The organism is Actinomyces sp. HMT897, from assembly GCF_016626125.1.
In the GTDB taxonomy this organism is placed as follows: Bacteria; Actinomycetota; Actinomycetes; order Actinomycetales; family Actinomycetaceae; genus Actinomyces.
The window spans coordinates 2,110,700-2,135,013 of the sequence record NZ_CP067336.1; the positions used below are offsets into that span (position 1 = coordinate 2,110,700).

At 68.6% G+C, this 24,314-nt stretch carries 23 protein-coding genes; 8 read left to right on the top strand and 15 right to left on the bottom strand.

Annotated elements, in window-relative coordinates; all coding sequences use genetic code 11:
- Positions 1 to 216: 216 nt before the first annotated feature.
- The 14 genes from JJJ15_RS08270 to JJJ15_RS13500 all read right to left on the bottom strand — a co-directional run bounded on the left by JJJ15_RS08270 (position 217) and on the right by JJJ15_RS13500 (position 14,890).
- Positions 217 to 825 (bottom strand): hypothetical protein, encoded by a 609-nt coding sequence (locus tag JJJ15_RS08270; protein ID WP_200510420.1) that lies wholly within the window; start codon positions 823 to 825, stop codon positions 217 to 219.
- Between the two features lie 236 nt (positions 826 to 1,061).
- Positions 1,062 to 1,400 (bottom strand): hypothetical protein, encoded by a 339-nt coding sequence (locus tag JJJ15_RS08275; RefSeq protein ID WP_106110236.1) that lies wholly within the window; start codon positions 1,398 to 1,400, stop codon positions 1,062 to 1,064.
- Positions 1,401 to 1,666: 266 nt separating this feature from the next.
- On the bottom strand, positions 1,667 to 1,951 hold the full coding sequence (locus JJJ15_RS08280) for a pyrophosphorylase (RefSeq protein ID WP_106110237.1): 285 nt from the start codon (positions 1,949 to 1,951) through the stop codon (positions 1,667 to 1,669).
- Between the two features lie 410 nt (positions 1,952 to 2,361).
- Positions 2,362 to 2,706: a hypothetical protein gene (locus JJJ15_RS08285; protein WP_200510421.1), complete on the bottom strand. Its 345-nt coding sequence runs from the start codon at positions 2,704 to 2,706 to the stop codon at positions 2,362 to 2,364.
- Positions 2,707 to 2,797: 91 nt separating this feature from the next.
- Positions 2,798 to 3,616 (bottom strand): hypothetical protein, encoded by an 819-nt coding sequence (locus JJJ15_RS08290; protein WP_200510422.1) that lies wholly within the window; start codon positions 3,614 to 3,616, stop codon positions 2,798 to 2,800.
- A 288-nt stretch (positions 3,617 to 3,904) separates the two neighbouring features.
- Entirely contained in the window at positions 3,905 to 4,582 is a 678-nt protein-coding gene (locus JJJ15_RS08295) for a hypothetical protein (RefSeq protein ID WP_200510423.1), read from the bottom strand.
- A gap of 147 nt (positions 4,583 to 4,729) precedes the next feature.
- Positions 4,730 to 4,867 carry a hypothetical protein gene (locus JJJ15_RS08300; RefSeq protein WP_200510424.1) on the bottom strand — a complete coding sequence of 46 codons (138 nt, stop codon included), beginning with the start codon at positions 4,865 to 4,867 and terminating at the stop codon, positions 4,730 to 4,732.
- A 153-nt stretch (positions 4,868 to 5,020) separates the two neighbouring features.
- A complete protein-coding gene (locus JJJ15_RS08305) occupies positions 5,021 to 5,737 on the bottom strand; it encodes a hypothetical protein (protein WP_210338790.1) in 717 nt (238 codons plus the stop codon).
- Between the two features lie 116 nt (positions 5,738 to 5,853).
- Positions 5,854 to 6,291 carry a hypothetical protein gene (locus JJJ15_RS08310; RefSeq protein WP_129591582.1) on the bottom strand — a complete coding sequence of 146 codons (438 nt, stop codon included), beginning with the start codon at positions 6,289 to 6,291 and terminating at the stop codon, positions 5,854 to 5,856.
- Between the two features lie 47 nt (positions 6,292 to 6,338).
- Complete coding sequence (locus JJJ15_RS08315) at positions 6,339 to 6,752, bottom strand: hypothetical protein (protein WP_129591583.1); 414 nt, start codon at positions 6,750 to 6,752, stop codon at positions 6,339 to 6,341.
- A gap of 281 nt (positions 6,753 to 7,033) precedes the next feature.
- On the bottom strand, positions 7,034 to 7,405 hold the full coding sequence (locus tag JJJ15_RS08320; protein WP_106110244.1) for a hypothetical protein: 372 nt from the start codon (positions 7,403 to 7,405) through the stop codon (positions 7,034 to 7,036).
- Positions 7,406 to 7,468: 63 nt separating this feature from the next.
- Complete coding sequence (locus JJJ15_RS08325) at positions 7,469 to 7,879, bottom strand: hypothetical protein (protein WP_106110245.1); 411 nt, start codon at positions 7,877 to 7,879, stop codon at positions 7,469 to 7,471.
- Between the two features lie 2 nt (positions 7,880 to 7,881).
- Entirely contained in the window at positions 7,882 to 8,529 is a 648-nt protein-coding gene (locus JJJ15_RS08330; RefSeq protein WP_106110246.1) for a hypothetical protein, read from the bottom strand.
- Positions 8,519 to 14,890, bottom strand: a complete 6,372-nt coding sequence (locus JJJ15_RS13500; RefSeq protein WP_200510426.1) for a DUF6531 domain-containing protein — start codon at positions 14,888 to 14,890, stop codon at positions 8,519 to 8,521. The genes JJJ15_RS08330 and JJJ15_RS13500 overlap by 11 nt, the downstream gene beginning before the upstream one ends.
- Before the next feature lie 379 nt (positions 14,891 to 15,269).
- On the opposite strand from JJJ15_RS13500, the gene JJJ15_RS08340 reads away from it, so the two are divergent.
- From JJJ15_RS08340 to JJJ15_RS08375, 8 genes are all read left to right on the top strand, one after another.
- Entirely contained in the window at positions 15,270 to 15,701 is a 432-nt protein-coding gene (locus JJJ15_RS08340; RefSeq protein WP_129591584.1) for a hypothetical protein, read from the top strand.
- A gap of 130 nt (positions 15,702 to 15,831) precedes the next feature.
- Complete coding sequence (locus JJJ15_RS08345) at positions 15,832 to 16,281, top strand: hypothetical protein (protein ID WP_200510427.1); 450 nt, start codon at positions 15,832 to 15,834, stop codon at positions 16,279 to 16,281.
- Positions 16,271 to 16,852 carry a hypothetical protein gene (locus tag JJJ15_RS08350; RefSeq protein WP_200510428.1) on the top strand — a complete coding sequence of 194 codons (582 nt, stop codon included), beginning with the start codon at positions 16,271 to 16,273 and terminating at the stop codon, positions 16,850 to 16,852. Before JJJ15_RS08345 ends, JJJ15_RS08350 begins: the two co-directional genes overlap by 11 nt.
- Positions 16,853 to 16,957: 105 nt before the next feature.
- Positions 16,958 to 17,662 (top strand): hypothetical protein, encoded by a 705-nt coding sequence (locus JJJ15_RS08355; RefSeq protein WP_200510429.1) that lies wholly within the window; start codon positions 16,958 to 16,960, stop codon positions 17,660 to 17,662.
- 100 nt (positions 17,663 to 17,762) lie between these two features.
- Positions 17,763 to 18,323, top strand: coding sequence for a hypothetical protein (locus JJJ15_RS08360; protein WP_200510430.1), 561 nt, complete (start codon positions 17,763 to 17,765; stop codon positions 18,321 to 18,323).
- 65 nt (positions 18,324 to 18,388) lie between these two features.
- A complete protein-coding gene (locus tag JJJ15_RS08365) occupies positions 18,389 to 18,706 on the top strand; it encodes a hypothetical protein (protein WP_200510431.1) in 318 nt (105 codons plus the stop codon).
- The gene (locus tag JJJ15_RS08370; RefSeq protein WP_200510432.1) at positions 18,703 to 19,053 is read left to right on the top strand and encodes a hypothetical protein; all 351 of its coding nucleotides are present in this window, start codon (positions 18,703 to 18,705) and stop codon (positions 19,051 to 19,053) included. Before JJJ15_RS08365 ends, JJJ15_RS08370 begins: the two co-directional genes overlap by 4 nt.
- Before the next feature lie 37 nt (positions 19,054 to 19,090).
- Positions 19,091 to 19,813: a hypothetical protein gene (locus tag JJJ15_RS08375; protein ID WP_200510433.1), complete on the top strand. Its 723-nt coding sequence runs from the start codon at positions 19,091 to 19,093 to the stop codon at positions 19,811 to 19,813.
- A gap of 157 nt (positions 19,814 to 19,970) precedes the next feature.
- On the opposite strand, the gene JJJ15_RS13505 is transcribed toward JJJ15_RS08375, so the two are convergent.
- Positions 19,971 to 24,281 carry an FtsK/SpoIIIE domain-containing protein gene (locus tag JJJ15_RS13505; protein ID WP_200510434.1) on the bottom strand — a complete coding sequence of 1,437 codons (4,311 nt, stop codon included), beginning with the start codon at positions 24,279 to 24,281 and terminating at the stop codon, positions 19,971 to 19,973.
- Between the last annotated feature and the right edge of the window lie 33 nt (positions 24,282 to 24,314).

The following is a 24,314-nucleotide window of genomic DNA, read 5'->3' on the forward strand; positions in this document are numbered from 1 at the left end:
TAACCAATCGAGGTTACTTTCTGCGCAATCGGTTACCCTGTGCACAAAATGTTCCGCTACGTGATTGGGGCATACCCTCCTGAGCAGTGGGGCCGCCCCGGTCAGCAGGGCGTCGGACGCCGATGTCCAGGTGCTCCCCGACGGCGCGTATGGCAGCGAGGTCTCCCGGGACTTAGTCCCTGCCCGCATCTCCTCGGCTGTTTTCCGTGTCTCGGGTCAGGCTTTGCGGTTGTGCGGTAGCAGGCTTCTTACCATATGCCGCAACGTACCTCGGGCCGACCGCGGGTGCGGACCGGTCTCGGAGTAGGCGATAATGGTGGCGTCGGTGTCCCAGGTGGGTAGGTTGTCCTCAATGATCTCCTCGGAGACTCCGTCTGGGGGTCCGTAGAGGGGGAGTGGGTCTATTATGTGGGGGACGTTCAGGAGGAAGAACTGGAGCCTGGGTGAGATAAAGCTGAAGTACCAGTCGCCGACGTACTCGACCGAGATCTCGAGCTGTATCCCGTCCTCCAGTCTTTTCATCCTGTTGCATCCCATGGGGCTCTCTATCGGTGAGGGAGGTCGTGCATTGGGGTGCTGGGGGAAGGCCAGGTCGTGGAAGCTGCGTCCGACCAGAAGCGCCGCGTTGCTCTCAAAATACCAGTCCGCGCTCCTCATGTCGAGGAGGACCATAATCTCCAGGCGACGCACGTCGATCAGGAGGTCCAGGATACCCGCACCCGACAGGGCGCAGTCGCACACGAGCGGGTCCTCCTCACCGAGAGAGGACAACGACGGCAGGGCATCAGTACCCGTCACCCTCGGCAACTGCCTGATCTTTACCATCTTTCATCAACCGTTCTGGCCTGTCGGGTACTGGCCTGCATCACGTTCAATATGCCAGGCTGGATCCGCCTTTGAGACCAGTCTCTTGTTCCTATGGTTAGCTGTTCTCATCGTGAATGTACCCGTCGGGGTACGAGTAGTTCGGATCCGGTTCTGTCGTGGGACCCGTGACGCGCACCCCTACCGTGCTTGCGTGAGGCCCCGGCGTGTCCCAGGGCAGTGAGAGGACCTGCCTTCTACTGTTGTTTGTGTTTGTCTTGGTGCTGGTTGTGTTCGTGGGGTAGGAGGCCGGGTGGGTTGTCTCGCAGGAGGGGGTCGGTGCTGGTGCCCAGGAGGTGGTCGACGGCGTGCAGTGCCTCCAGCTCGTGGGGGCTGACGGTGGCGCCGCACTCGTGGAGCTGGGTGCACAGGACGGTCAGGGCCGTGATCCACTCCCCGTTGCCCAGGAGGTGGAGCACGACGGCGAAGCCCTCGTGGGGCAGGTCCCGGTTCCTGGCGACCTGCAGCATGAGGTTGCGCGCCCGCCGCCCGGTGGCGGACTGGTCGATGAGGACGCGGTTGCCGCTGACCACCACGCCCAGGACCTTAGAGGGAGAAATCGTCTACGCATTCTAGTCAAAAAGTACCCGGCTAGCGCCAGCCAGATTAGCGGCGAAAAGATACCCTAATACGGCCCAAATGGTCGGGCTGGGTGGAGGTGCACGCTCTCCTGCACCTGGCCGACGTCCTCCCCTCTGCCCGTTGGGGTGGTGGGTTGGGGGAGGACGTCGTGGTGTCTGGGTGGTCTCGTGTGGGTATGGGTTGGGGGTGGTGTGGTGTCTGGGTGGGTCTGCCTGGTGTGTCAGGCGCCGCCTCCGGCGCTCATGATGTTCTGGGCGATCGTCTGGAGCTGGCTGCGCAGCTGCTCGAGCTCCTGCTTGGCCTTGTCCAGGGCCGCCTTGGTCTCCGGCCAGGTGGTGGAGCGGAAGGTGTCGGCCAGGGGCCCGTCCCAGACCGAGGGGTCGGACAGGGTCTGTCCCTCGTTGTTGAGGGCCGTGATCTGGTCGGTGAAGCCCTGGTTGATGATCGACTGCAGCTTGGCGATCGAGGTCTTGGCCTGCTCGGTTGACAGGACGCGTCCGGACATGACTTACCTCCGTGTCTGGGTTGTCGTGTGCCACCAGCCAGGAGGACCACTGCCGCTCAACCGGTGGCCTGGCCCAGACGTTACCATCCTGAGACCGTCATGGGAACACCCTGGCACGAACCACTCCCCAGGACACCGCCCAGGACCGCCCGGGACGCCGCCCGAGACCACCCGCCCACGCGGCCTGACCAGCACAGACACCCAGGCCAGGGCGGGCCGTCCCGGTAACGATCAGGACCTTTGATGACGGCCCGGCGCCAGCTGGCCCCCACCCCGGGCCGTTACCGGCCCTGCCGGTGGGGGTGGACGCGCGGTCCGGGCGGCGTCGATGAAGGTCTTGACGTACCGGCCTGCCGGTGGGGGTGGACGGCACGGCCGCGTCCTGGGATCCGGGTGCTCCCCTACCCGTGCTATGCGCCCTGGGTCGGGTGGTCCGGGTTGTGGAGGGTCTGCATGAGGTTGTTGATCGACGTCGGGGAGAGTCGCCTCGTGTCGGTGGCCTCCTGCCACACGCCCTCGAAGACGCTGGCGCTGGTGTAGCAGGCGGTGAACTCGTCTGCCTCGTTTATGGTCTCGACCTCTGGCATGGGTACGGGCTCGTAGAAGTTTCCCTCGCACACTATCGCGTCTGTCCTGCCGTCGCGGAAGACGTCGATTATCCGCTCCAGGTAGCGGCCGTAATCGATCTGACCCATGACAATGAAGGGGTTCTCGGGGTTGTCGTTTCTCCAGTCTGAGAGTATGTACTGGCTCATTCGTGTCTCCTGTGGTCGTGGTGCCGGGTGGGTTGCCGGGGCGTGTGGGGTGGTCGGGCTGCCCGGGCCTGCCAGATCGTGGCCACTGGGGTTACTGGTGTGCTGTGTGGGGTAGTCCTTGGTGGTGCGTGTGGGGGAGGGTGAGGTGCCAGGTGGAGTAGAGGCCGTCGGTGAACACCTCGAGGGTCCACCTGTTGCTGAGGGTGATCCTGATGTCGGTGTCCTGGGCGCCGGTGGTCTCGAACCGTAGGGGCCTGGTTCCTGTCAGCCTGCCTATGGCGCTGCTGTCCTCCAGGTCGGAGGAGGTGACGGGGTTGTGGTCCTGGTCCAGCAGCCTCCAGGGGGCTATGGTCCGCAGGGACCAGGATCCGGCGACCAGCTCAGTGCACAGGCCGTACGCGGTGTTGTCGTCGTCCTCCACCGCTCCCTGGGGGATGGTGCGTCCCTGCCAGAAGGCCGCCCTGGGCAGGGAGTCACGGATACCGGTGATGACCCCGCCCTCCTGTGGGACCGGGGCCAGGGGCCTCCAGGACCGGCGGGAGGAGCCCAGGCGGACGACGCCCTCGGGTACCTTGAAGCCGGGTGGTGCGTCCGGGCCCTCCCTGCCGTTGACCCTGAGGATCCAGGCGTCGACGAAGAAGGTGTCGAGGACCTCGATCACCGTGCCGTCCGACAGCTCCACCCTGAGGTCACCCTCTGGGGTGGCGTCGTAGCAGGTCACTCCCACCACGTCCAGGCCGACCAGGCGACCGAGCACCTCCTGGTAACGCCCCGGGTCCCACAGGTCCGTGGTACCCAGCACCACCCTCCCGTCCCCGTCCAGCACCCGGACCAGGGTCTCCGGTGAGAAGTTCCAGTTCTCACCCCCCATCCAGATAAAACAACCAGCTATACTCTCAATCCTGCTCACCCGCAGAGGCGGCAGAGAACCCAGCCAGCGCGCGTACACGTCAGCCCACGTAGCATCCTCACCCATGACACCCTCCCTGTACGGAAACCGATTCCACCACCATAATAGCTCTTCGCCGCTAAGAATTCGACTGGAGATGCAGCATGCAGCGCCTTCCCGGTTATTCCGGGAACTGGGGCTGCGCTCGTTCTGTGTCCCTGTGTGGATTCAGTCTTCCTCGGGTCCTGTTCCGCGCCCGTCTCGGCCTTACGGCCTCAGCGAGGTGGGTCGCTAATAAGTCGGCGTCGCCTATTCTGGGGTCGTGGGTGGGTGTGTCTTGTTTCGTGTGCCTGTCTGGTTGGGGGGTGGTCTGAGGGTGACGGTCCTGCCCGGGACGCCCTTCCTGGGCCGGTATCCGTGACGCATTCCTTCTGCCATGAACTTCCTGACTTGGTCCAGGGGTATGTCCAGGAAGGTTTTGCGGTGGCTGAGTCGCAGGGTTCCGTCTGGCCAGGTCCCGAGGCGGCGGACCCGGATGGGCTGCCCCACGACGGGGTGGAAGTCGGTGGAGAAGAACATGCGGTCGAAGTCGACCAGGGACCACATGACCGTGCCGGTCTCGCCTGAGGCCAGGAGGAGCACGTCAAAGCCCCGCTCGCGTAAGGCTGTGATGACGCCCCACTCGGCCAGTCTCAGCCCTGAGGGCCACCCCGTCTTGCGTCTGCGGACCAGCTCCCAGGGCTCGGACCACTCGATAGCCGCCTGCTGGGCCGTCAGGCGCAGCTCCCCGCTGGGACGCACCTCCATACGACGCACCCGGATACGGTCCCCCACGTCCGGCCAGTACTCCTCGTTGGCGTGGAAACTGTTGTCATCGACCAGGATCCGGTCGACCACGCCCACGTCACCAGAGGCCTCCAGACGCACCTCCAGCCCGTACGGACGGTGCGCCACCACCACCCCCCACTCCACCGGACCCAGACCCATCTCCTCAACCCTACCCACAACCACTCACCCCTTCCCCAACAGACCCTACAGGACGCCACACACCGACCGCGGGAACGCCGCGTTACCGGCAGGGAACGCCTGCCGCGCCCGTTATTCCGCTTCTGCAGGACAGCGTCGTCAGTGGTCTCAGGCTGGCGTGCCGGGCGTGGGTACGTGTCGGCAGAAGGCCTCCATGCGGTTGAACACCTCGAACAGACCCCGGTTCCAGTGCAGTTCCGCGGCCCACCAGTCACCCGGGACGTTCACATCAGAGGATCTGCTCATTGTGCTTCTCCTTAAAGGGCTCGTGCTCCTGCCTGCGTACTCGCCTGGCCACTATCGCGAGTGTCCTGTCCCTGGGGCAGGGGGAGTGAGGCCGATTCTTATGGCATTTCTACGTGGCGTCAGCCCTGTCCCTGGGGGCAGGCGGTGGCGAGTTCAGGTCTTGTTCTGTTCCTGCTGTTCCTGTTGTTCTTCTTGTTGTCTCTTTCTTGCCCAGTGGGGGAGGAGTCTGGGGTCGTCTAGTGGTATGTCTGTCCCGATGGCCATGCCTGGTGGTGGGGGTGGTAGTGGTCCTGGTGGTGGGTCGTAGTCGGTGCGGTTGGGTGGGTCGCCCCCTCTTACGAAGCAGGCGCGGTGGCTGAGCCGTAGGGTGCCGTCTGGCCATACCCCCAGGCGGCAGACCCGGATGGGCTGCCCCACAACGGGGTGGAAGTCGATTTTGAACACCTTCCGGTCGGCCTCGACCAGGGACCACATGACCGTGCCGGTCTCACCCGAGGCAAGAAGGTAGACGTCAAAGCCCCGCTCGTGTACGGCTCTGATTACGCCCCACTCCGGTGCCCTCAGGCCTGAGGGCCACCCCGTCCTGCGTCTGCGGACCACCTCCCTGGGTGACCACTCGATAGCCGCCTGCTGGGCTGTCAGGCGCAGCTCCCCGCTGGGGCGCACCTCCATACGACGCACCCGGATACGGTCCCCCACGTCCGGCCAGTACTCCTCATTAGTCCGTATAGTGCTGTCGTTGACCCACGCCCTCTCGACCGTGCCTACCTCACCCGAGGAGTCCAGGAACACGTCCAGCCCGTACGGCCAGTGCGCCACCACCGTCCCCCACTCCACCGGACCCAGGCCTACGTCCTCAGGCCTGTCCACAGCTAATCACCCCTTCCCCGACGGATTCTACAGGATGCCGCACGCTGACTGCGGGATTCTGCGTTACTAGCTGGCTGTCGTGCCTGGACACGTTCAGGACGGTGTCGTCAGTGGTCTCAAGCTGGTGTGCCGGGTGTGCGTCGGTGGAAGGGCTTCATGTGGCTGAGCAGGCCGTACTGTGTCAGTATTCTGGCCTCGTAGGTGGGGTTCCAGGTCCTGGTGAGTAGTCCTTCTGGGGTGGTGGTGATCTCTATGCTGCACGGTCTGTTGGGGTGTCCGTGCGCGTGGAGGTCGAGTAGGTTCGATACCTGTATGCGTAGGCGTAGGGCGTTGTTGCCTCGGGCGGCCCACCTGGCAGGGAGGGGGTTGGGGGCGTCGGCCAGCTCCACTATCAGGTGGATGCTCTCGGGGATGTGGGAGAAGCAGGTGCGTAGGCACAGCGCTCCCCCCAGGGAGGCGGGGCGGCGGTTGAACACCTCGAACAGGCCCCGGCACCGCGAGAGGCCCGCGGCCCACCAGTCACCCGGGATACCCGCGTCAGATGACCTACCCATTATGTCCTCCTTAATGAATGCTCCGGTCCGGGCGCTAGCCGGGCCGTCTAGTAGGGGTTGTAGCCGTAGGCCTCGTAGTGGTCCAGTAGGCAGGTGCGGGCGCGTACGCGGATACTGTGCCCCTGGCGGGCCAGGCGCAGCTGGACGTGGTCGTCGCCCGTACCTCCCAGGTGGATCCCGTCGGGGCCCGTCCCGGTCCCGGTCTCGGTGGTGCCTGTGACCTCCACGTCCCCGCGGAGGGACAGGAAGAGGTCGATCATGCCGCAGCCCGGCCGCCAGCGGGCGGGCGGGTTGACGGGGACCTGGATAATACTCAGGCGCGCCCCGACTGTTCCCGTGGTGTGGTCCACGTCGATCATGTTGCCAATCAGGTTGGACGCGCACGGCCCCTGGGGCCCGTACATCTCGTAGACGACACCCCCACCCTCTATGACCGCATAGTCCACGCTAGCCGACGCCATCAATCCTGTCCCAGACATTGCCCCAGTCTCCGAACCCATACCAAGAACCCCCTCCACCATACCAGTATCCAGGTCATGCGGTGGCCGGACGCTGAAGCGCGGCCCCTGCCCCGCCCAGGAGTACCTTTCCCCACCCCGGCTGGCGCCCCAGGGGGGGTCAGGCGACAGGGACCCGGTCACCACACTTCAGTACCGGGTGGGTTCAGCAGGTCTTCGCTGTTACGACCGCACGGTCGGCTCCGGCACTGGGCGTGTCGTGGTCTTCGCGGCCGACCGCAGTTTTACGCCGTGCGGTTGTACAGCGACCTGGTGATGGTGCACGTGCGGGCCTCGACGTCCAGTGACAGGGACTGGCCGCGCATGACGAACCTGACGAGATCACCGTCGCGCGAGGTGGTCAGCTCTATGCGTACTGGCTCAAACGGTCTTGGTGTCCCGGACCAGTGAAGCTGTTCTATGTCGTCGACGTCGAGCTGTACGCGGTCTGTTGCGAGGCGCTCCGCGCAGGCGCGAGGAAGCCAGTAGTCGTGCCCCTGGTCGAGCCAGACACCGACCTGGGTGAACCCCGCCCCTGTGGAAAGAATCAGGTAGTCCAAGGTCGCGGGAGTATGGGTGAAGCTCGTGGGACTCAGGCGCGGCAGGGTACCGGGCATTGTGCTCCTCCTCCAGGAATCTGTTACCTTAAGAATACTCAGCGCGCGGCCCGTGCCAGCGCCTCACTCGAGCCAGTGGGGCGAGCAGCCGACGACCGCGACCGACCCGCATACGACGACCAGCTGGAGCCTGCTCTGACCGAGGCGGATCTCGTACCCCGACCCCGTGACCGGGGTCCTCATCGTAATTATTGTAGAGGCGTCCGGATCACGGTCCCGCGTGACACGTGAGTCCACCGCCGACACCTGTGCGAACTCAAGCCGGACGGTCACGGCGTTGTAGCTCCTCGCCGGGGTGTCGCTCTCGTTGCCGCATCCGGGTCCTATAGAGTACTCGAGGTTCATCCCTAGTACCGCTCGCACGGAGTTAAAGTCCACGCCCAGGAGGCCCTTGTATACCAGTCCCCGCTCGGAGTCGAACAGGTCCTCAGGAGACCTGACACCGAGGACCTCAGCCAGCCACGAGGCATCCATCCCTAGGCGCCTCCCGTTCGCGTCCGAGACGACTCCTCGCCTGCCCCGGCACCTGCCACCATCTGCTTCCTTCTTACGTGGGCTGACACCGCGCTCAGGAAGCAGTCCTTACCTGACAACGACCTTCTCAGGTCGTTCACGCTGGAGATGAGGAAAGAGCTGCGAGGAGGTCTCACGGAGACGGTCTCGAGCAGTCTGCGCCGCCTGGCGACGTCGACCTCCAGCCTCACGGACAGGTCCACGACTCCCTGCAGGACCCTCTCGTCGGTGCACGACTCCGCGACACGGTAGAAGCAGGGCAGGTGGTTGCAGATCACCTTGGTACAGCGCTCGTCAATCGTGTTGTCCCCGAGCATCTGCTCTGACTGCGCTGGGAACCCGTGGGCGATCTCGACGAGCAGGTCGAACCCGCACCTGAGGCCGTGGACCGTCGAGCACCCGTCGCAGATCCTGTCTGACACGACCAGGGCGGTGGGTTCCGCCGCCTGGTACAGCTCGCGCTGGAAGAACGCGTTCCCCTCTATCCTCCAGTACGCGCTATCAGCGTCGTCGTCATCCTCCGCCCCCATCATCTCGTCAATTGCCGACGGCAGGTCGCAGGGGTCACCCAGCGCACGCAGGTTGGACCAGTCAGTACTGTCACCCGTCACCCCAGGCACCTCCTTTCTGACCCTTGACGCCCGGCGGGAACTGCGACTTGTCAAATCTGGTCTGACACCTTACGCAGGGGTCAACCCCTTTTCCCGTCCTTGGTCTAACAGGTTCGACAAACCTAATATCTTTCCTGGTCAAATCGGGATCGACATCCTCTTTTAATCTGTAGTAAGCGTCGTCCTCTGCGCATCCAAACTTTGGCTCGCCGTTTTTTGTCGGTCCAAGTTCTTCTCGACTTCCGCTCCTTCCTACTCTGATGTCCTCTACCCCATGACCAGGAACGTAGGCTGCAACAACTGTGGCAGGCCGGCTATTAGATGAAAAAGATGCGGCATACTCATCCCGTAGTTGCCGGGCTGCGTCACGCAGTTCATCCTCGTCTGGCCCGCATCCGCCTGCGGGTGTTGTGTTGTGTACGAGTATTGCTTGTTTGGTGGTGGTGTGGACGTGGTAGTTGTGGGTGTGGCGTATGGTGAGGTTGTGGACGGTGGTGGTGTGTCCGGTGGCCTGGACGGAGACGACGTGGACGGGGGCGTGGTCGGGGGTGGTGAGGGTGTCGCCGGCCCTGAGGTGGCCGGCGGGGACGTAGCCGCGTCCGGCCACGTGGACGGGGTGGGTGGCGGTGGTGGTGACGGTGCCGCTGGTGGTGGTCAGGCGTATGGTGGGCACGCGCGCGTGGGTGTGGGTGCGGTCCACGGTGGCGGCCACCAGGCGGCCGGTGGCGGGGTCGCGGGAGGCCACCCGGTCCCCGGGGCGCACGTCCTTGATGGGCCTGGTGGTGCCGTCGGCCATGAGCACGGGGGTGGTGGGGGTGAAGCACCCGTAGCGGGCGGTGCCGGTGGCCTTCTCCAGGGCCGCGCTGCTGGCCCCGTCCAGGGCGCCGTCGAGGGCGCCCCCGCCCACGGCGCGGGCCAGGCCCCCGACCGTGACGGGCTCGCCGCTGGTCAGGTACTCCAGGCCGCTGCTCACCCCGTTCTCGGCGGCGCCCTCGGCGGCCCCGGAGAGCAGGTTGCGTCCCAGGCAGGAGCGCATGCCCCGCGTGGCGCGGTCCACCGCGGCCACGGCCCCGCCCCCGGCCAGGGACGAGGCCGCCCCGATGGCCCCGTCCACGGCGACCTGGCCCCAGTCCACCCGCCCCGTGGTCATCTTCTGGGTCCCGGCCGACATGCCCGCGCTGGTCAGGGCCCCGCTGATCACGGCCGCCCCCACCGGCCCGCCCACGCCGGTGCACATCACCGCCACCCCGGCCACCACCAGAGCCCCGGCGGCCAGGTACTCCCAGTTGCCGGCCAGCCAGGAGCCGGCCGCCCCCAGGGCGGCGCCCAGGGCACCATGGCTGGCCTGCTGGTAGGCCCTCAGGTCGGCCTCGCTGACCGGGGACAGGCCCGTGGGGTCACCCGCCCCCACCGGGTCCCCTCCCGCGTAGGAGTACCGCGCCCCGGCCCACCCCACCCCGGCCGGGGCCCCCAGGGGGTCAGGCGACAGGAACCCGGCCACCACCGGGTCGTACGCCCGCGCCCCCAGCAGACCCAGGCCGGCCACCACCAGGCCCCCCGAGGCCGACACACCCACACCACCAGGACCAGCACCACCCGGACCGGCCGGGCCAGCCGGGCCAGGCGCGCCGGCACCACCCGGCCCAGCACCACCCGGACCGGCGGGGCCAGGACCACCGGCACCGACGCCGGCGGGGACCCAGGGGGCGGGCCCGGCCACGCCCACCACACCGCCCAGCCCCCACACGCCACCAGCACCAGCACCGGCTGGCCCGGGACCACCGGCACCACCAGCACCAGCAGCGGGACCACCAGCACCACCGGCACCGGTAGGTGCCGCGGGCCCACCGGCACCGGTGGGGACGGCCGGGCCAGCCGGGCCGGTGGCGCCACCGGTACCGGCGGTGGCCCACTGCCCCGCCAGGGCGGTGGGCCCGTCGGTGTCGGGCACCAGCCAGGCCGTCCCCTCCTCCCCGCCGGTCAGGGCCGTCGCGGTCAGGGCGTCGGTGACCACCCTGGTACCTACCTGGGCCAGGGCCGGCAGCACGGCGGCGCTGTCCCAGAACACGTCCACGCCCCCCACACGGGCCGTCTCCCCGCCGGGATCGGTGACCAGCTCCTGACGACGCGCCCACAGGCGGTCACCCCGGCGCACCACGTCCGTGACCGAGGCCAGCTCACCCCTGGGCCCCCAGGACAGGCGCCGTTCCCCGCCCGGACCCGCCTGACGGGTACGCCGCCCCGCCGCGTCATAGGAGTAGGTGGTGACCGCACCCCCCACACGGGCGGTCACCAGCTGGCCCGCCGCGTCGTAGTCGTAGACTGTGGACGCCCCGTCCTCGACCCTGCGCACCAGACGCCCCGCCGCGTCCCAGGCCCAGGAGCAGGCCGTCCCCTCACTCGTGACGGCCCCCACCAGACGCCCCGCCGCGTCGTAGTCGTAGTCCGTACGCGCCCCGTCACGCACCTCGGCCACCACGCGCCCACCCGCGTCACGCTCCACGCCCGTCTCCTGGACCAGGCCGTGGCGGTCCACCCGGTGGCCCACCACGAACCCGTCCTCCCACCGCCAGCGGGCCTCCAGACCCGGGCCGCGCACACCCACCACGCGCCCCACCGGGTCACGCTCCACGTCCACCCGCCCCAGACCCTCCTGCTCCAGGACGGCCAGACGGTTGTTGGCGTCATAGGAGTACCTGGTCACCACCCCGTCAGGCCTGCGCATACCAGTACGCCGCCCCGCCACGTCATAGGTGTAGGACACCCCCACCCCGTCACGCAGACGCGAGACCAGACGCCCACAGGCGTCCCACGTCCAGGACACCGACCCGCCGGGCCCGTCCGCGCTCATGGTCCGGGCCGCAGGATCCCGCCTGAGACGGGCCAGCAGGTCCCCGTCAGCCCGGACCTCCTCCAGGCGTCCGGCCGTGTTGTAGGCCCACTCCAGCACCCGGCCCGTGGCCTCTGCCCGGCGTACCGGGCGCCCGGAGGCGTCCCAGGACCAGGAGGTGGTGCGTCCCAGCGGGTCGGTGTCCGCTACCAGGCGCCCCATGGCGTCCCAGGAGCGGGTGGTCCTGTTGCCGGCCGGGTCTGTCACCGCCACCTGGTGGGACAGGGCGTCGTACTCGTAGCGGGTCACCCCGCCCGCACCGTCCACGGCCGCCACCAGCTGGCCGGCCGCGTCGTAGCGCAGACGCCGCGTCCCGTGCCAGGGGTCCTGGATGGTGGTGATGCGCCCGCACTTGTCGTAGCTGAAACGCACCACCCCACGCCCCGGGGTACGCCGCTCCACAATCCGCCCCGCGGCGTCAAAGCGGGTGGACACCCGGCCGCCGTCGGGCCAGATCTCGCCGACCAAGCGCGAGTCGGCGTCGTAGAGGATCTCGTAGCGGTCCCCGCCGGTGGACACGGTCGCCGACCACCGGCCGCACCGGTCGTACTCGTAGCGGTAGACGCCCCCCGTAGGCTGGGTGACCGCTACCGCCCGGCCAGCGGCGTCACGCTCGTAGCGGGTGACCGCGCCGGTGGCGTCCACGGCCTCAACCACGCGCCCGCACCGGTCGTAGCGCACCGTCTGCTCGGTGCCGTCAGGCCCGGTGACGGCCACGACCCGCCCCAGGCGGTCGCAGCGGGCCTCCAGGTCCTCGCCCCCGTCGTGCACGGCCACGACCTCGCCCAGGGGGCCGCGCTCCACGTTGCGGCGCACGCCCGTGGGGTCCTGGGTGGCGGACACCAGGCCGTCGGCCCCGTAGCTGATCGACCACTGCCCGCCCGCGGCGTCCTTGACGTGCGTCAGGTGGGACAGGGCGTCGTAGCCCAGCTTCCACGTGGAGCCGTCCGGCAGCCTCATGCCGGCCAGGTTGCCCAGGTCGTCGTACCACTGGCCCACCACCCGGCCCAGGGGGTCGGTCGTCGTCTCGACCTGCCCGTCCTGCCCCCAGGACACCGTGGTGCGCCCGCCCATGGGGTCGACCCGGGCCGACATGCGCCCCGCGGCGGTGTACTCAAAGCTCCACCGGCCCCCCGTGGGGTCCGTGCGGGTGGCCAGCAGCCCCGTGTCCGGGTCGTACCGGTACTCGGTACGGTTCCCCAGAGGGGTGACGGCCGCCACCACCCGGCCTGCGGCGTCACGCTCCAGGCGCGCCACGGCCCCCTCGGCGTTGGTGACGGCCACCAGCTCACCGAAGTCGTCGTAGGCGAAGTCCACACCCACCCCGGTGGGATCCACCACCCGGGCCAGCAGGCCCCCCGGACCCCACAACAGTCGGGTGACCCCGCCCTCAGGATCCACCACACGACAGGGCTGCCGGGCCGGGCCCTCGTAGACGAACCGGGTCACGGCCTCCACCCCGGCCCCACCGGCCCCGTCGTCGGCACCGGTGACGGTGGCGGACACCAGGCGGTCGAGCTCGTCCCACTCCCAGGCCTGGCGCGCCCCCGAGGGCAGACGACGCAGGACTATGCGGCCCCGATCGTCGAAGACGCACGCCGTGGCCTGCCCGTCCCGGGTACGCACCATGACCTTGTTGCCCCACCGGTCGTACCCCATGGACTGGCGCCGCCCCTGGGCGTCCACGACCCCCACCAGGCGGCCGCGCCGGTCGTGGATCCAGGTGTTGCCCCTCGAACCGTCCTCGTCGCTGGTGGCCGTCACCCCGCCAGCCAGGTAGGAGTAGCGGGTGGTACGCCCGAACGGGGAGCGCTGCGTGGTCACGCGCCCCGTCTGGTCGAACGTGTTAGTCACCTCCACCACGCCGTCAGCGTCCACGACCTGGGCCAGCAGGCTCGCCTCGTCCCACCGGTAGGTCCGTGACCCCACCGGGCGCACCACCCCCACCAGGCGCCCAACCTCGTCGTAGTCGTAGACCACGCGGCGCCCGTCCGAGGAGACGGCCCCCACCACGCGGCCGCCCTCCCAGGACAGGTCCACGAACCGGCCCCGCTCGTGGGTCAGGCGCACCAGGCGCTCACCCTCCCAGGACAGGGTCACGCCCGTCCCCGGCCCCGCGCCCGCGTGCACCACCCGGCCCACAGAGTCAATGCGCCACCGCAGGCCCCACGAGGAGGAGACCACGTAGCCCCCACTCTGCGCGACGTCCTCATCACCGTCCGGGCGGGCACTGTCCGGGCGGGCCCCGCCGGGACCGTCAGCCTGGTCAGCACCGTCCTGGCTGGCACCGTCCTGGCCGGCCGGGGCGCGCTCCAGCCACAGGCTCTCGCCCTCGGCCCGCCCCCAGCCCTGCCCGGCGCGGGGGAAGACCACCACGCGCCCGTCGGGCAGCGTCAGCCGGGCGGCGTCCCCGGTAAGGACCAGGCCCACCTCGGCCCACGAGGACCAGCCCCGCCCGAAGGCACCCACCACCGGGTTCAACGAGCTGTAGGAGCGCGTCCACGCCAGGGACCCGCTCGCCCCGGCGAAGCCCAGATCCTCCTCGACCTCCAGGAAGGCGCCCGTACTGGTGTTGACCGGGTCGTCGCTGTAGCCCGTGGTGGGCGGGGACCCGTAGGCCGTGGGCGGGTCGATCACGATGTCCGCACGCTGGCTGGACACGCCCGCACCGGCCAGGACCGCCTCCACGGCACTGTCCGGCAGGGCGGACACCTCACCGCTGCCTCCCGCGTCCTCAAAGGCCTGTCCCACGGTCTGGGCCCACTTGGCATCCTCTTCGTTGGCCAGCAGCCACTGCCGGTAGCCTGACAGCACGCTCGAGGCGTCCAGGGTGGCCCACGAGCAGGAGGTGGCGAAGTCCAGGCAGTAGCCCTCGAGCTGCCCCGGGACCGCCCTTAGCGCCTCGTCGGCCGCCCGCGACTTCGTGGCGAAGTCCTTCAGGTCACCGGGTCTGGCCGACGACGTCCCGTTCGAGTTCCCCACGCTCCCCGGCTGGGGCGTCTGACGTGCCTGGGGTGCACCCGCGGTCACCGACTCCGAGGGTCCCTCGTCGTCGTCGGCGATCTCCTTGTAGGGCGGTTCCTCACCTCCACCTACGCGGTCCAAGGTCCTCTCCCAGAAACCGCGCTTTGCACGCCGCTCGGCCCACTCCCGCGCGGCCCGACGCCGTGCGTTCTCCGCACGGGCCTTGGCCGTCACGGCCTCGACCTTCGTGGCCACCAGATCCAGGTTACGTACGATCTCGTCCAGGTCAGACAGCTGAGTGGTCCCGTTGGTCCTAAAGACCACCGAGAAGTGCCCCTTGAAGTCCTTACGGGCATTAAGTCGGTAACTAGCCCGCTCAGGGTGCTGGTCCCGCAGGTTACGGGCTGCCAGACGGAACATCGCGGCCAGGGAGTTCGCCACACTGAAGTCGTAGGCGACGTCAGGCATTCCCTTGAGGTTGTCAAGGTTTGCGTCATTGACCTCCACGGACCGCCTCACCTCCCTGCCTGATCATGTCCCTGCCCGGTCGCGGCCGTAACCGTTCTGTGACCAGGAACATACCGCACATCCTGTAGCGCCAACAGGGGCAGCCCACACCTGTTCACCCACAGCAGAATAAGGGTGGTCGTAGCTGCCCGTCGGTCCTGGTAGGCCCGCTGGCCCGGGTGGTTCTGGGGCCCCGCTGGCCCAGTTGGTGCTGGTGGTGCGGGTGTGCTGGCTGCCGGGGCCTGGTGGTGGCCGGCCTGCTGGGGATGCGGGCGTACGACCCGGCGGTGGTCGGGCTCCTCGTCGCCCCGCACAGGACATACTGATAACGGCAAGGTGGAGGGAACCCTTGACCACTACGGATTCGGAGACTGGAGCAATGTCACCTGGAACAGACCCGACGGCGTCGGCTAGTGACGTGGACTACGCGGTCATAGAGGGCGGGGAAGTCGTCTACGAGATGTATGGGCCCCAGGGCCCGTGCGCGTCCAACCTGATCGGCGACGAGCTCATCATCTACCACAGCACGGGCACTCTGAAAGTGTGCCTGAGTATTGTCCAGACTCCCGTCAACCCGCCCGCCTGCTGGAGACCGGGCTGCGACATGATCTGCCTGTTCCTGTCCCTCCACGGGGACGTGGAGGTAGCGGGCACCACCAGGGCCGGGGCTGGCCCCGACGAGGTCTACCTGGGGGCCCTAGGCGACGACCACGTCGAGCTGCGCCTGGCCCGCCAGGGACACAGCATCCGCGTACGCGCCCGCACCTGCCTACTGGACTACTACGAGGCCTACGGCTACAACCCCTACTAGACACCAGCCCGACTAGCAGACGGACAGGACGACAGCCCCGACGTCGGGCCCACCGCACCCTCCAATCCGAGCACACGGGCAGGAGCACGAGACCTTAATTAGGGAGGACATAATGGGTAGGTCATCTGACGTGGGTATCCCGACTGGCTGGTGGGCCGCGGGCCTCTCGGGGTGCCGGGGGCTGTTCGAGGTGTTCAACCGCCGCCCGGCCTCCCTGGAGGGGGCGGTGTGCCTGCGTGTCCGCTTCGTCAACTTTGACGACGTCCGCCTGGTTGTGGAGCTGGGCGACGCCCCCGACCCCCTCCCGGCCAGGTGGGCCGCCCGAGGCAACAACGCCCTACGCCTGCGCATGCAGTTAGCGGACGTGCTCGACCTCCACGTCCACGGGCACCTTACTGGCGGGCTGTGCAGCATAGAGGTCGCCACCACCTCGGAGGGAGTACTCACCAGGACCTGGAACCCCACCTACGAGGCCAGGATACTGTCACACTACGCCTCACTTAACCACATGGAACCCTTCCACCGACACGCATCCGGTACACTAGGTAGGGAGGAGGGAGGATCCTGGGATGGGTGGTGACTACGGGGTTGAGTGGGGTTCTCTGCGTACCAGGGACGGGGTGGGTATGGATCCTGCTCCGATCGGGGTGATGCTGAGTGCCCCGGACTCCAGGACGGCTAATGAGGCCTACTGGGGTATCGAGGGTACCGCGTTCTACTCCCGGCAGCTTGAGGAGGCGGCGTTGCCGGTGACGCGGGTGCTGGTGGACGCGGTGTGCGAGGGGGAGTGCACGTACTGGGGGACGGTGTACGCCACGGACGCCCTGGTGGAGATCACCTGCGGTGAGATCTCCTTCGGCGAGATGCAGCACGGCAACGAGGACCTGGACAGCAGGTGCCTCGCCGTCGTGAGAGCCCGCCTGCCCCGCCTCTACCAGATGCTCGAGCAGGCGACCGACGACACGATCCTGTCCAACCTCATCACCATCGTGCACAACACCGAGGACGACACCCCCACCAGACGGGCCCTCCTGGAGAAGCTCTCACACCAGGACCTTCCCGGACCGAGCGACAACGCACTGCACTGGAACCTGGTAGAGGAGTACGGAGAGGACAGAAGAACACAGGAACAGAACAGGAAGAAACACTAGGAGCAGACTCGGACTCCTATCACCAGGCCCGACCCGCACCCAGGGGCAGGACCTCATATACACTCTTCTGGACGGGAACAAGGCCCGGGGAAGAGGCGGTCAGCTGTGGACAGGCCTGAGGACACCGGCTGGGGTCCGGTGGAGTGGGGGATCGTGGTGGGGTGTCACCAGTGCGGCCTGGATGTGCGTCTGGAGGCCTCGGGCGAGGTCGGCATGCTGGACAGGATGCAGAGTCACGACAGTTACATGCGTCGTAACCCGGAGTATCTGCCTGACGTGGGGGACCGTATCCGGGTGCGTCGTATGGAGGCGCGTCCTGGTGGGGAGGTGCGTCTGGTCTCCTTCCAGACCGCGCTCAACGGTTGGTCTGAGCCCGAGGAGGTGGTCCGCAGGCGTATGTACGAGTGGCCTGCCGGCCTGGGAGAAACGGAGCAGGGCGTGGTCACGGCCGTGCACGAGCGGGGCTTCGACGTCCGCCTGGACGCCTCGGGGGATGTCGGCACGGTCATGTGGTCCCTGGTGGAGGCCGACCGCGCGTTCTTCTCCACCGACTTCCACCCCCGCATGGGGCAGCCCATCCGGGTCCGCCGCCTGGGGGTCTGGCCAGACGGAACCCTACGGCTCAGCCACCGCAAGGCCTTCCTGGACATACCCCTGGACCTCGTCAGAAGACGTTGGGACGAGGAGCGGCGTCACGGCTACCGGCCCAGGAAGGGCGTCCCGGGCAGGACCGTCACCCTCAGACCACCCCCCAACCAGACAGACACACGAAACAAAACACACCCACCCACAAGCACACAAAACCCCTAGACCAGACGGCCCACGGATAGTAATCTGATCCGAGTCTGCCGAAACGTTCTCAGGGGCCGCTTTCCCGAGAACGTCAAGTTTGAGAAGGGGGGAGCCTGGAGTGAGTAGTGACTACGGGGTTGACTGGGGTTCTCTGCGTACCAGTCACGGCGTGGGTGTGGATCCTGGGCTGATCAGGGCCCTGCTGTACGCGCCGGACGCGGGGTCGGGTGGTAAGGCCTCTGACCAGCTTGAGGGTCTAGCCTTCTACTCCCGCTACCTTGAGGAGGCGGCGTTGCCGGTGACGCGGGTGCTGGTGGACGCGGTGTGCAAGGGGGAGTGCACGTACTGGGGGACGGTGTACGCCACGGACGCCCTGGTGGAGATCACCTGTAGTCACACCTCGGCCGGGCGCACCGACCTGCCCGACAGGTGCCGGGCCGTCGTAAGAGCCCACCTGCCCCGCCTCTACCAAATGCTCGACGAGACAACCGACGACATGGTCCTGTCCAACCTCATCACCATCGTGCACAACGCCGAGGACGACACCCCCACCAGACGAGCCCTCCTGGAGAAGCTCTCACACCGCGACCTGGAAGGGGCCAGCGAGCTGGCACTCCAATGGGCCCAGGACGACGAGCAGGAAAGACTGGATCTACCTGGAACGGGACGGCAGGTTTAACAGACACGCTTCCTTCTGAGTCCCTAGAAGGGAGCCGTAATGGTACTTACGCTTAAGAAGACGCCATGATTAGCAGCGCCGCCTGGGTCAACGCCTACTCGCGTTGGTTGGAGTCCTTACTGCCTCTGCGGGTGGGTGGCGCGGAGAGCATATCCGATTTCTTTCTCTGGGTGGGGGGTGAGAACTGGTACCTGACGTCGAAGACATCGAGCCGGGTGCTGGACGGGGACGGGAGGGTGGTGCTGGGGGCCGCGGACCTGTGGGACCCTGGGCGCTACCGGGGGGTGCTCGAGGGCCTGGTAGGCCTGGACGTGGTGGGGGTGACCTGCTACGACGTCACCCCGGTAACCCACCCGGCACCACACCACAGGAGACACGAATGAGTCAGTACATACTCTCAGACTGGAGGAGCGACGACCCCGAGAACCCCTTTATCGTGTTCGTCCAGATCGACAGCGAACGCTACCTGGAGCGGATTATCAATGTCTTCCGCGACGGCAGGGTGGAGATAGAGAGTCTCTGGGAAGAGGACCCGATAAACATCTCACCCCCAGTCCCGGAACTCCAGTTCATAAACGACCAGGACGAGTTCACCGCCTGCTACACCACTGCCAGCCTCTTCGAGACGACCTGGAAGGAGGCCACCGACACGAGACGACTCTCCCCGACGTCGGTCAACAACCTCATGCAGACCCTCCACAACCCGGACCAGGGGTCCGGGAGCGCGTAGCCCGTTGTAGGATCTGCTAAGGAAGAGGCGATCAACTATGCGTAAGCCTGAGGACGTAGGCCTGGGTCCGGTGGAGTGGGGGACGGTGGTGGCGCACTGGCCGTACGGGCTGGACGTGTTCCTGGACTCCTCGGGTGAGGTAGGCACGGTCGAGAGGGCGTGGGTCAACGACAGCACTATACGGACTAATGAGGAGTACTGGCCGGACGTGGGGGACCGTATCCGGGTGCGTCGTATGGAGGTGCGCTCAGACGGGGAGCTGCGCCCCGGCGGGGAGGTGCGCCTGACGGCCCAGCAGGCGGCTATCGAGTGGTCACCCAGGGAGGTGGTCCGCAGACGCAGGACGGGGTGGCCCTCAGGCCTGAGGGCACCGGAGTGGGGCGTAATCAGAGCCGTACACGAGCGGGGCTTTGACGTCTACCTTCTTGCCTCGGGTGAGACCGGCACGGTCATGTGGTCCCTGGTCGAGGCCGACCGGAAGGTGTTCAAGACCGACTTCCACCCCGTTGTGGGGCAGCCCATCCGGGTCTGCCGCCTGGGGGTGTGGCCAGACGGCACCCTGCGGCTCAGCCACCGCGCCTGCTTCGTAAGCGGGGGCGACCCGCCCAACCGCACCGACTACGACCCACCACCAGGACCACTACCACCCCCACCCCCATCAGGCATGGCCATCGGGACAGACATACCACTAGGCGACCCCAGACTCCTCCCCCACTGGGCCAGACAGAGGCAACAAGAAGAACAACAGGACCAGGCCTGACGCACCCACTTGTAGAACACAGTGCACCAGGTCAGGTGGTACCTGTCTGCCCTGACCGTACGGACCTAGGGATTTATGCAAGGCATTCTGTCGAGGAGATTAAGATGGCGAGTCAGGACTTGCGCAAGAGGGTGATCGACGTCGCGGTGAGACTGCTTCAGGGCAACGCGGTCTGCATGAGCGTGGCGTGCCCGTTGAGGCACAGGTAGCCGCGCCCGGTGGTCATGGGCACTGAGGCCCGCCGGGGCACGTTCACCCCCAGCAGGTCGCCGTCGAGGTCGATATTGGGACGCAGCAGGATCCCGCACCGGGAGCGCCGCAGGGTCTTGGTCCAGTGGCTGTACAGGGTCCGGACGTCGTCATTGCGCCCCGCCGCGGCAATACGCAGGTGAGACGGTCCGGAGGCCAGGAGCCCGCTGAGGACGCCGTCAGGGTCCTCCACCCGCTCGGCGTCGTCGACCAGGAGCAGGGCCGGCCCCTCATGGACCGTGATGGCCGAGCTCAGGACGGCCAGCTCCGAGACCTCGGTGACCACCTTGTCCAGCCCCGCCTCAGGGCCGGCCGCGGCCAGGGGCGAGCGGCGTGAGGCGAGCGCCCCCACCCAGATCTCGGCTCCGGCCGCCTGCGCCGCCTGCCGGGCGGAGGCCGCCAGGGCCAGGAGCGTCATGGACTTGCCCGAGCGCGGGGGCCCGGCCACCATGAGGTGCTCGCCCTCGTAGCTCTCCAGCACCGCCGTGGACAGGTCGGAGGCCAGGATCCCCACGGGCAGGCGCCAGGGCTCACCGGACACGTCCCCGGACCCCTCCAGCGCCGCCACTGCCACCTCACTGGGCAGCTCCCCCACCACCGGCCGCTTGGGCTCCGCCCCGACCCAGCGGTCACGCAGCAGGTCCACGGCCTCAGCCAGGGTGCAGGCGGGGGTGGCCACATGCGTCTGGAGCCGGGTGCGTGAGACCACCGCCCGGCCGGGCACCTCCGGGGGGCCCTCAGTGGGCTTGAGCCCGGCCTGGGCGTAGTCGTAGCGGTCCACCAGGTGGAAGAGCCACTTCTGGGTGGTGACCTCCTCGATCGCCGAGGGGATGACCTTGACCCGGGAGGTGCTGACGGCCACGTGGATCCCCAGGTCAGGGCCGTCCGCGTAGACGCGGTAGAAGCTGTCCAGCAGCTCCAGGCCCTCGGTGTCCTGGTACTCGTCGCGCAGGGCCGCCAGGCCGTCCACGAGCACGACCGTCACGCGGCCGACGGCCCCCGCCCGACGGCGCTCGAGCTCAGCGCGCAGGTAGTTGATAAGACGCCCCTGCCGCTCCCGCCCTCCCGGGCCGGTACCCGCGTAGGCGAGCGTGTGCGGCAGCCTCTCGAGGGCCGTGAGCTCACCGGTGCCCATGTCCAGCACCACCAGGTCCATCTCCTGGGGCGCCCACTGGGTGGCGGCCGCCAGGGCGACAGAGGCCAGGGCCGTCGTCGTCCCGTACCCGGGCACGCCACCCAGGAGGAGGTTGCCCTCAGCCAGGTTCCAGCCCTCCACCACCTGGCGCTGGCGGTCCGGGTCGTCGGAGAGGGCGAACAGGATGCGGTCCCCCTCACGCCCTCCCACCTGCGGGACGGCCCTGCGCGGGTCGTCGGGCACCGGCGACGCCGGGAAGCCCTCCAGATCCACCCGGGGCCCCAGCGGCTCGGGCCACACGGGGCGCGGCGGGGCGATCCCCGCCTGCTCGCTGGCCACCACAATGGCGTCAATGAGCAGGTCCAGGTCCGTCTCCGGCTCGCCCGGCCCCGGCGCCTGGCCTGGCGTCGGCGCTCCCGCTGGCCCCGGCACCTGGCCCGGCGCGGCGACCAGTACCCGCCCGTCCTCGTCCCGCAGGGTGACCGGGGCCCGGTCGTCCTCCTGGAGGGCGCCGGTGACCAGAGCCGTCTGGACGGGGGTGATGTCGTCCTGGCCGAGCTTGATCAGGGCCCGCCCCTTCTGGTGGCGTCCGATCGCGGCGGCGTCGGGCACGTCAATGACGTTGGAGGAGTCCTCACGGCTCTGGACGCGCAGGGCCACCCGCAGGTTCGTATTGGCCAGGATGTCGTCGTTGACCACGCCCGCGGGCCGCTGGGTGGCCAGCACCATGTGGACCCCCAGGGTGCGTCCCACGGCGGCCACGCTCACCAGGGAGGAGAGCACGTCAGGGTACTCCTTGGCGAGCATCGCGAACTCGTCGACCACCAGCAGCAGGCGCGGCACGGGCTCGGAGGGGCTGGTGGCCAGGTAGGCGTCCAGGTTGTCCACGCCGTCGCCCGCGGACGCGAAGAGCCGCTGGCGGTAGGTCATCTCGGCCTCCAGGGCGCGCAGGGCCCGGTCGGCCATCTGGGCGTCGAGGTTGGAGATGGTGCCGATCGTGTGGGGCAGGCGCTCACAGGTCTTGAACGCCGCCCCGCCCTTGAAGTCAATGAGGATGAAGGTCAGGCGCGTGGGGTCGTTGCGTGCGGCCAGCCCGGCCACCAGGGAGCGGAGGAACTCGCTCTTGCCCGACCCCGTGGTCCCGCCCACCAGGCCGTGGGGGCCGTCACGTACGACGTCGAGCTCCATGACACCCCGCTCCCCCACGCCGATGGGGGTGGAGACCCCCGGGCTGCCCCACAGGCGCCGCACCTGGGAGGCGGTGACCTCCTCCAGCCCCAGGAGGGGGCCGAGCCGGACCAGGCCGGGCAGGGAGGCGCCGGGGACCTCCAGCTCAGGATCCTCCAGGCGGGCCAGGGCGCGGGCGGCCTGCTCCGCCTCCGCCACGCTGGCCCCGCACAGGGCCACGTCCTCCACTCGCTCACGCCTCTGGGGGTGCTCCAGGACCCCGGTGGAGTCCTCGCCGACCTCGATGACGGTGGTGCAGGCGGCGGGCAGGTGCTCGCGCACGGCCGCGACCACGATGCCGCTGACCCGCCGCGGCACGTGGTCACGTGAGGGGCTGGCCGCGCGCCCCCGGCCCAGCAGGGCGCGGGCGGGGGAGTCCCGGCCCTCGGTGAGCACGTCGGAGTCCAGCAGCAGGAGCACGTGGGGCGTGGGCAGGGACTCCACGCCGTCGCGCAGCCGACCCAGGAGGGAGTCGCTGACGGTCCGCTGCCCTCCCAGCCAGCGACCGGCCTCGGGGCCCAGGCGGCGGGTGTGGGGCAGCCAGGAGGCCCACTCCCACTCCTGGGCCCGACCGGGGTCGTGGAAGACGCCCACGGTCAGGTCGGCGGGACCGCAGTGGGTGGCCGCCTGGACAAGGAGGCTGCGGGCCAGGGCGACCGCCCCGGCCCGGTCCCCCACGATCCCCACCACGCCGGCCCCCGTGAGGTCCACCTGGGCGGGGGCGCCGGGCACCGAGGCGCGCGCCAGCAGCGCGGACACCTCGTCCTCCTGACGCTGGCCGGGGCGGGCGTCCACCTCCGGGACCCAGTGGACGTCGGCCGTGCCCGCGGTCAGCAGGAGCACGTCGGGATCCTCGGCACGCCGCTGCCACAGGGTGGTGGTCGGCACCAGCGCACGGCGGCGCATGAGCTGGACGTCGGGGGTGTCGGCCCGCATGACCAGGCGACGGGCCCTGGCGGCCCCCAGGAGGTCCTTGGTGAGGGTCTCCAGGCCCGTGGCGAAGGCGGCGTCGGCCTCCTTGACCTCCTGGGCGCGGCGACGGCGCTGCTCCGCCCAGGTCCCCACGGCCAGCAGGGGGCTCATGAGGGAGACCAGGGCGTAGCGCAGGTCGCGCATCATAATGATCATGACCAGTGCCAGGGCCAGGGGCGCCAGGACCGTGATGAGGGAGAACTTGGTGGCCGGCGGGATGCTCTTGCGCTGGGGGAGGGCCAGGGGGCGGGGCGGGGCCGGACGCCCGGGGCGGGGTGGGCGGTTGAAGGGGACGGTGCCGGCGGCGGTGACGTTGTGGAGGCTGCCCGGGCGAGGCGCGGCCGGTTCTGCCACGTCCTTGCGCACCGCCACCGTGCACCCGCCCACGCGCACGACGGCGTCGTCGCTCAGCACGGTCCCCTCGGCGTCCAGGGGCGTGCCGTCCACCGTGGACCCGTTGGTGGAGTCCCGGTCCTCAAGACGCAGGCCCTCCTCCTCCAGGGTGGCGGTGGCGTGGAGCCAGGAGGCGCTGGGTGAGTCCGTCGTCAGGTCCGCCCGGGGGGAGCGGCCGATGCTGACCGGCTCCCCCGGGGCGGGCGCGCAGTGGCCCTGCGTGCCAGTGCCGCCCAGGACGGTCAGGGTCCAGCCCTCCAGGAGCTCCAGCGCCTGCGGTCGCTTAGAGCCGATGGTGCTGCCCTCCATGAGGGTCAGGGACTCCAGGGGCGCGTCCAGCTCGTAGGAGGCGTCGTCCACCCACAACGGGCCCCTCAGGTCGTGGACGGGGCCGTAGGCGGCGTCCAGGAGGTCCGCGAGCGTCGCGGCCTCGGTGTGGTCAACCAGGTCCACGGTGCGGGGGTTGTCGAACAGGGTCAGGACAAGACGCACTCAACGACTCCTTACACTCACGTACACGGTCTG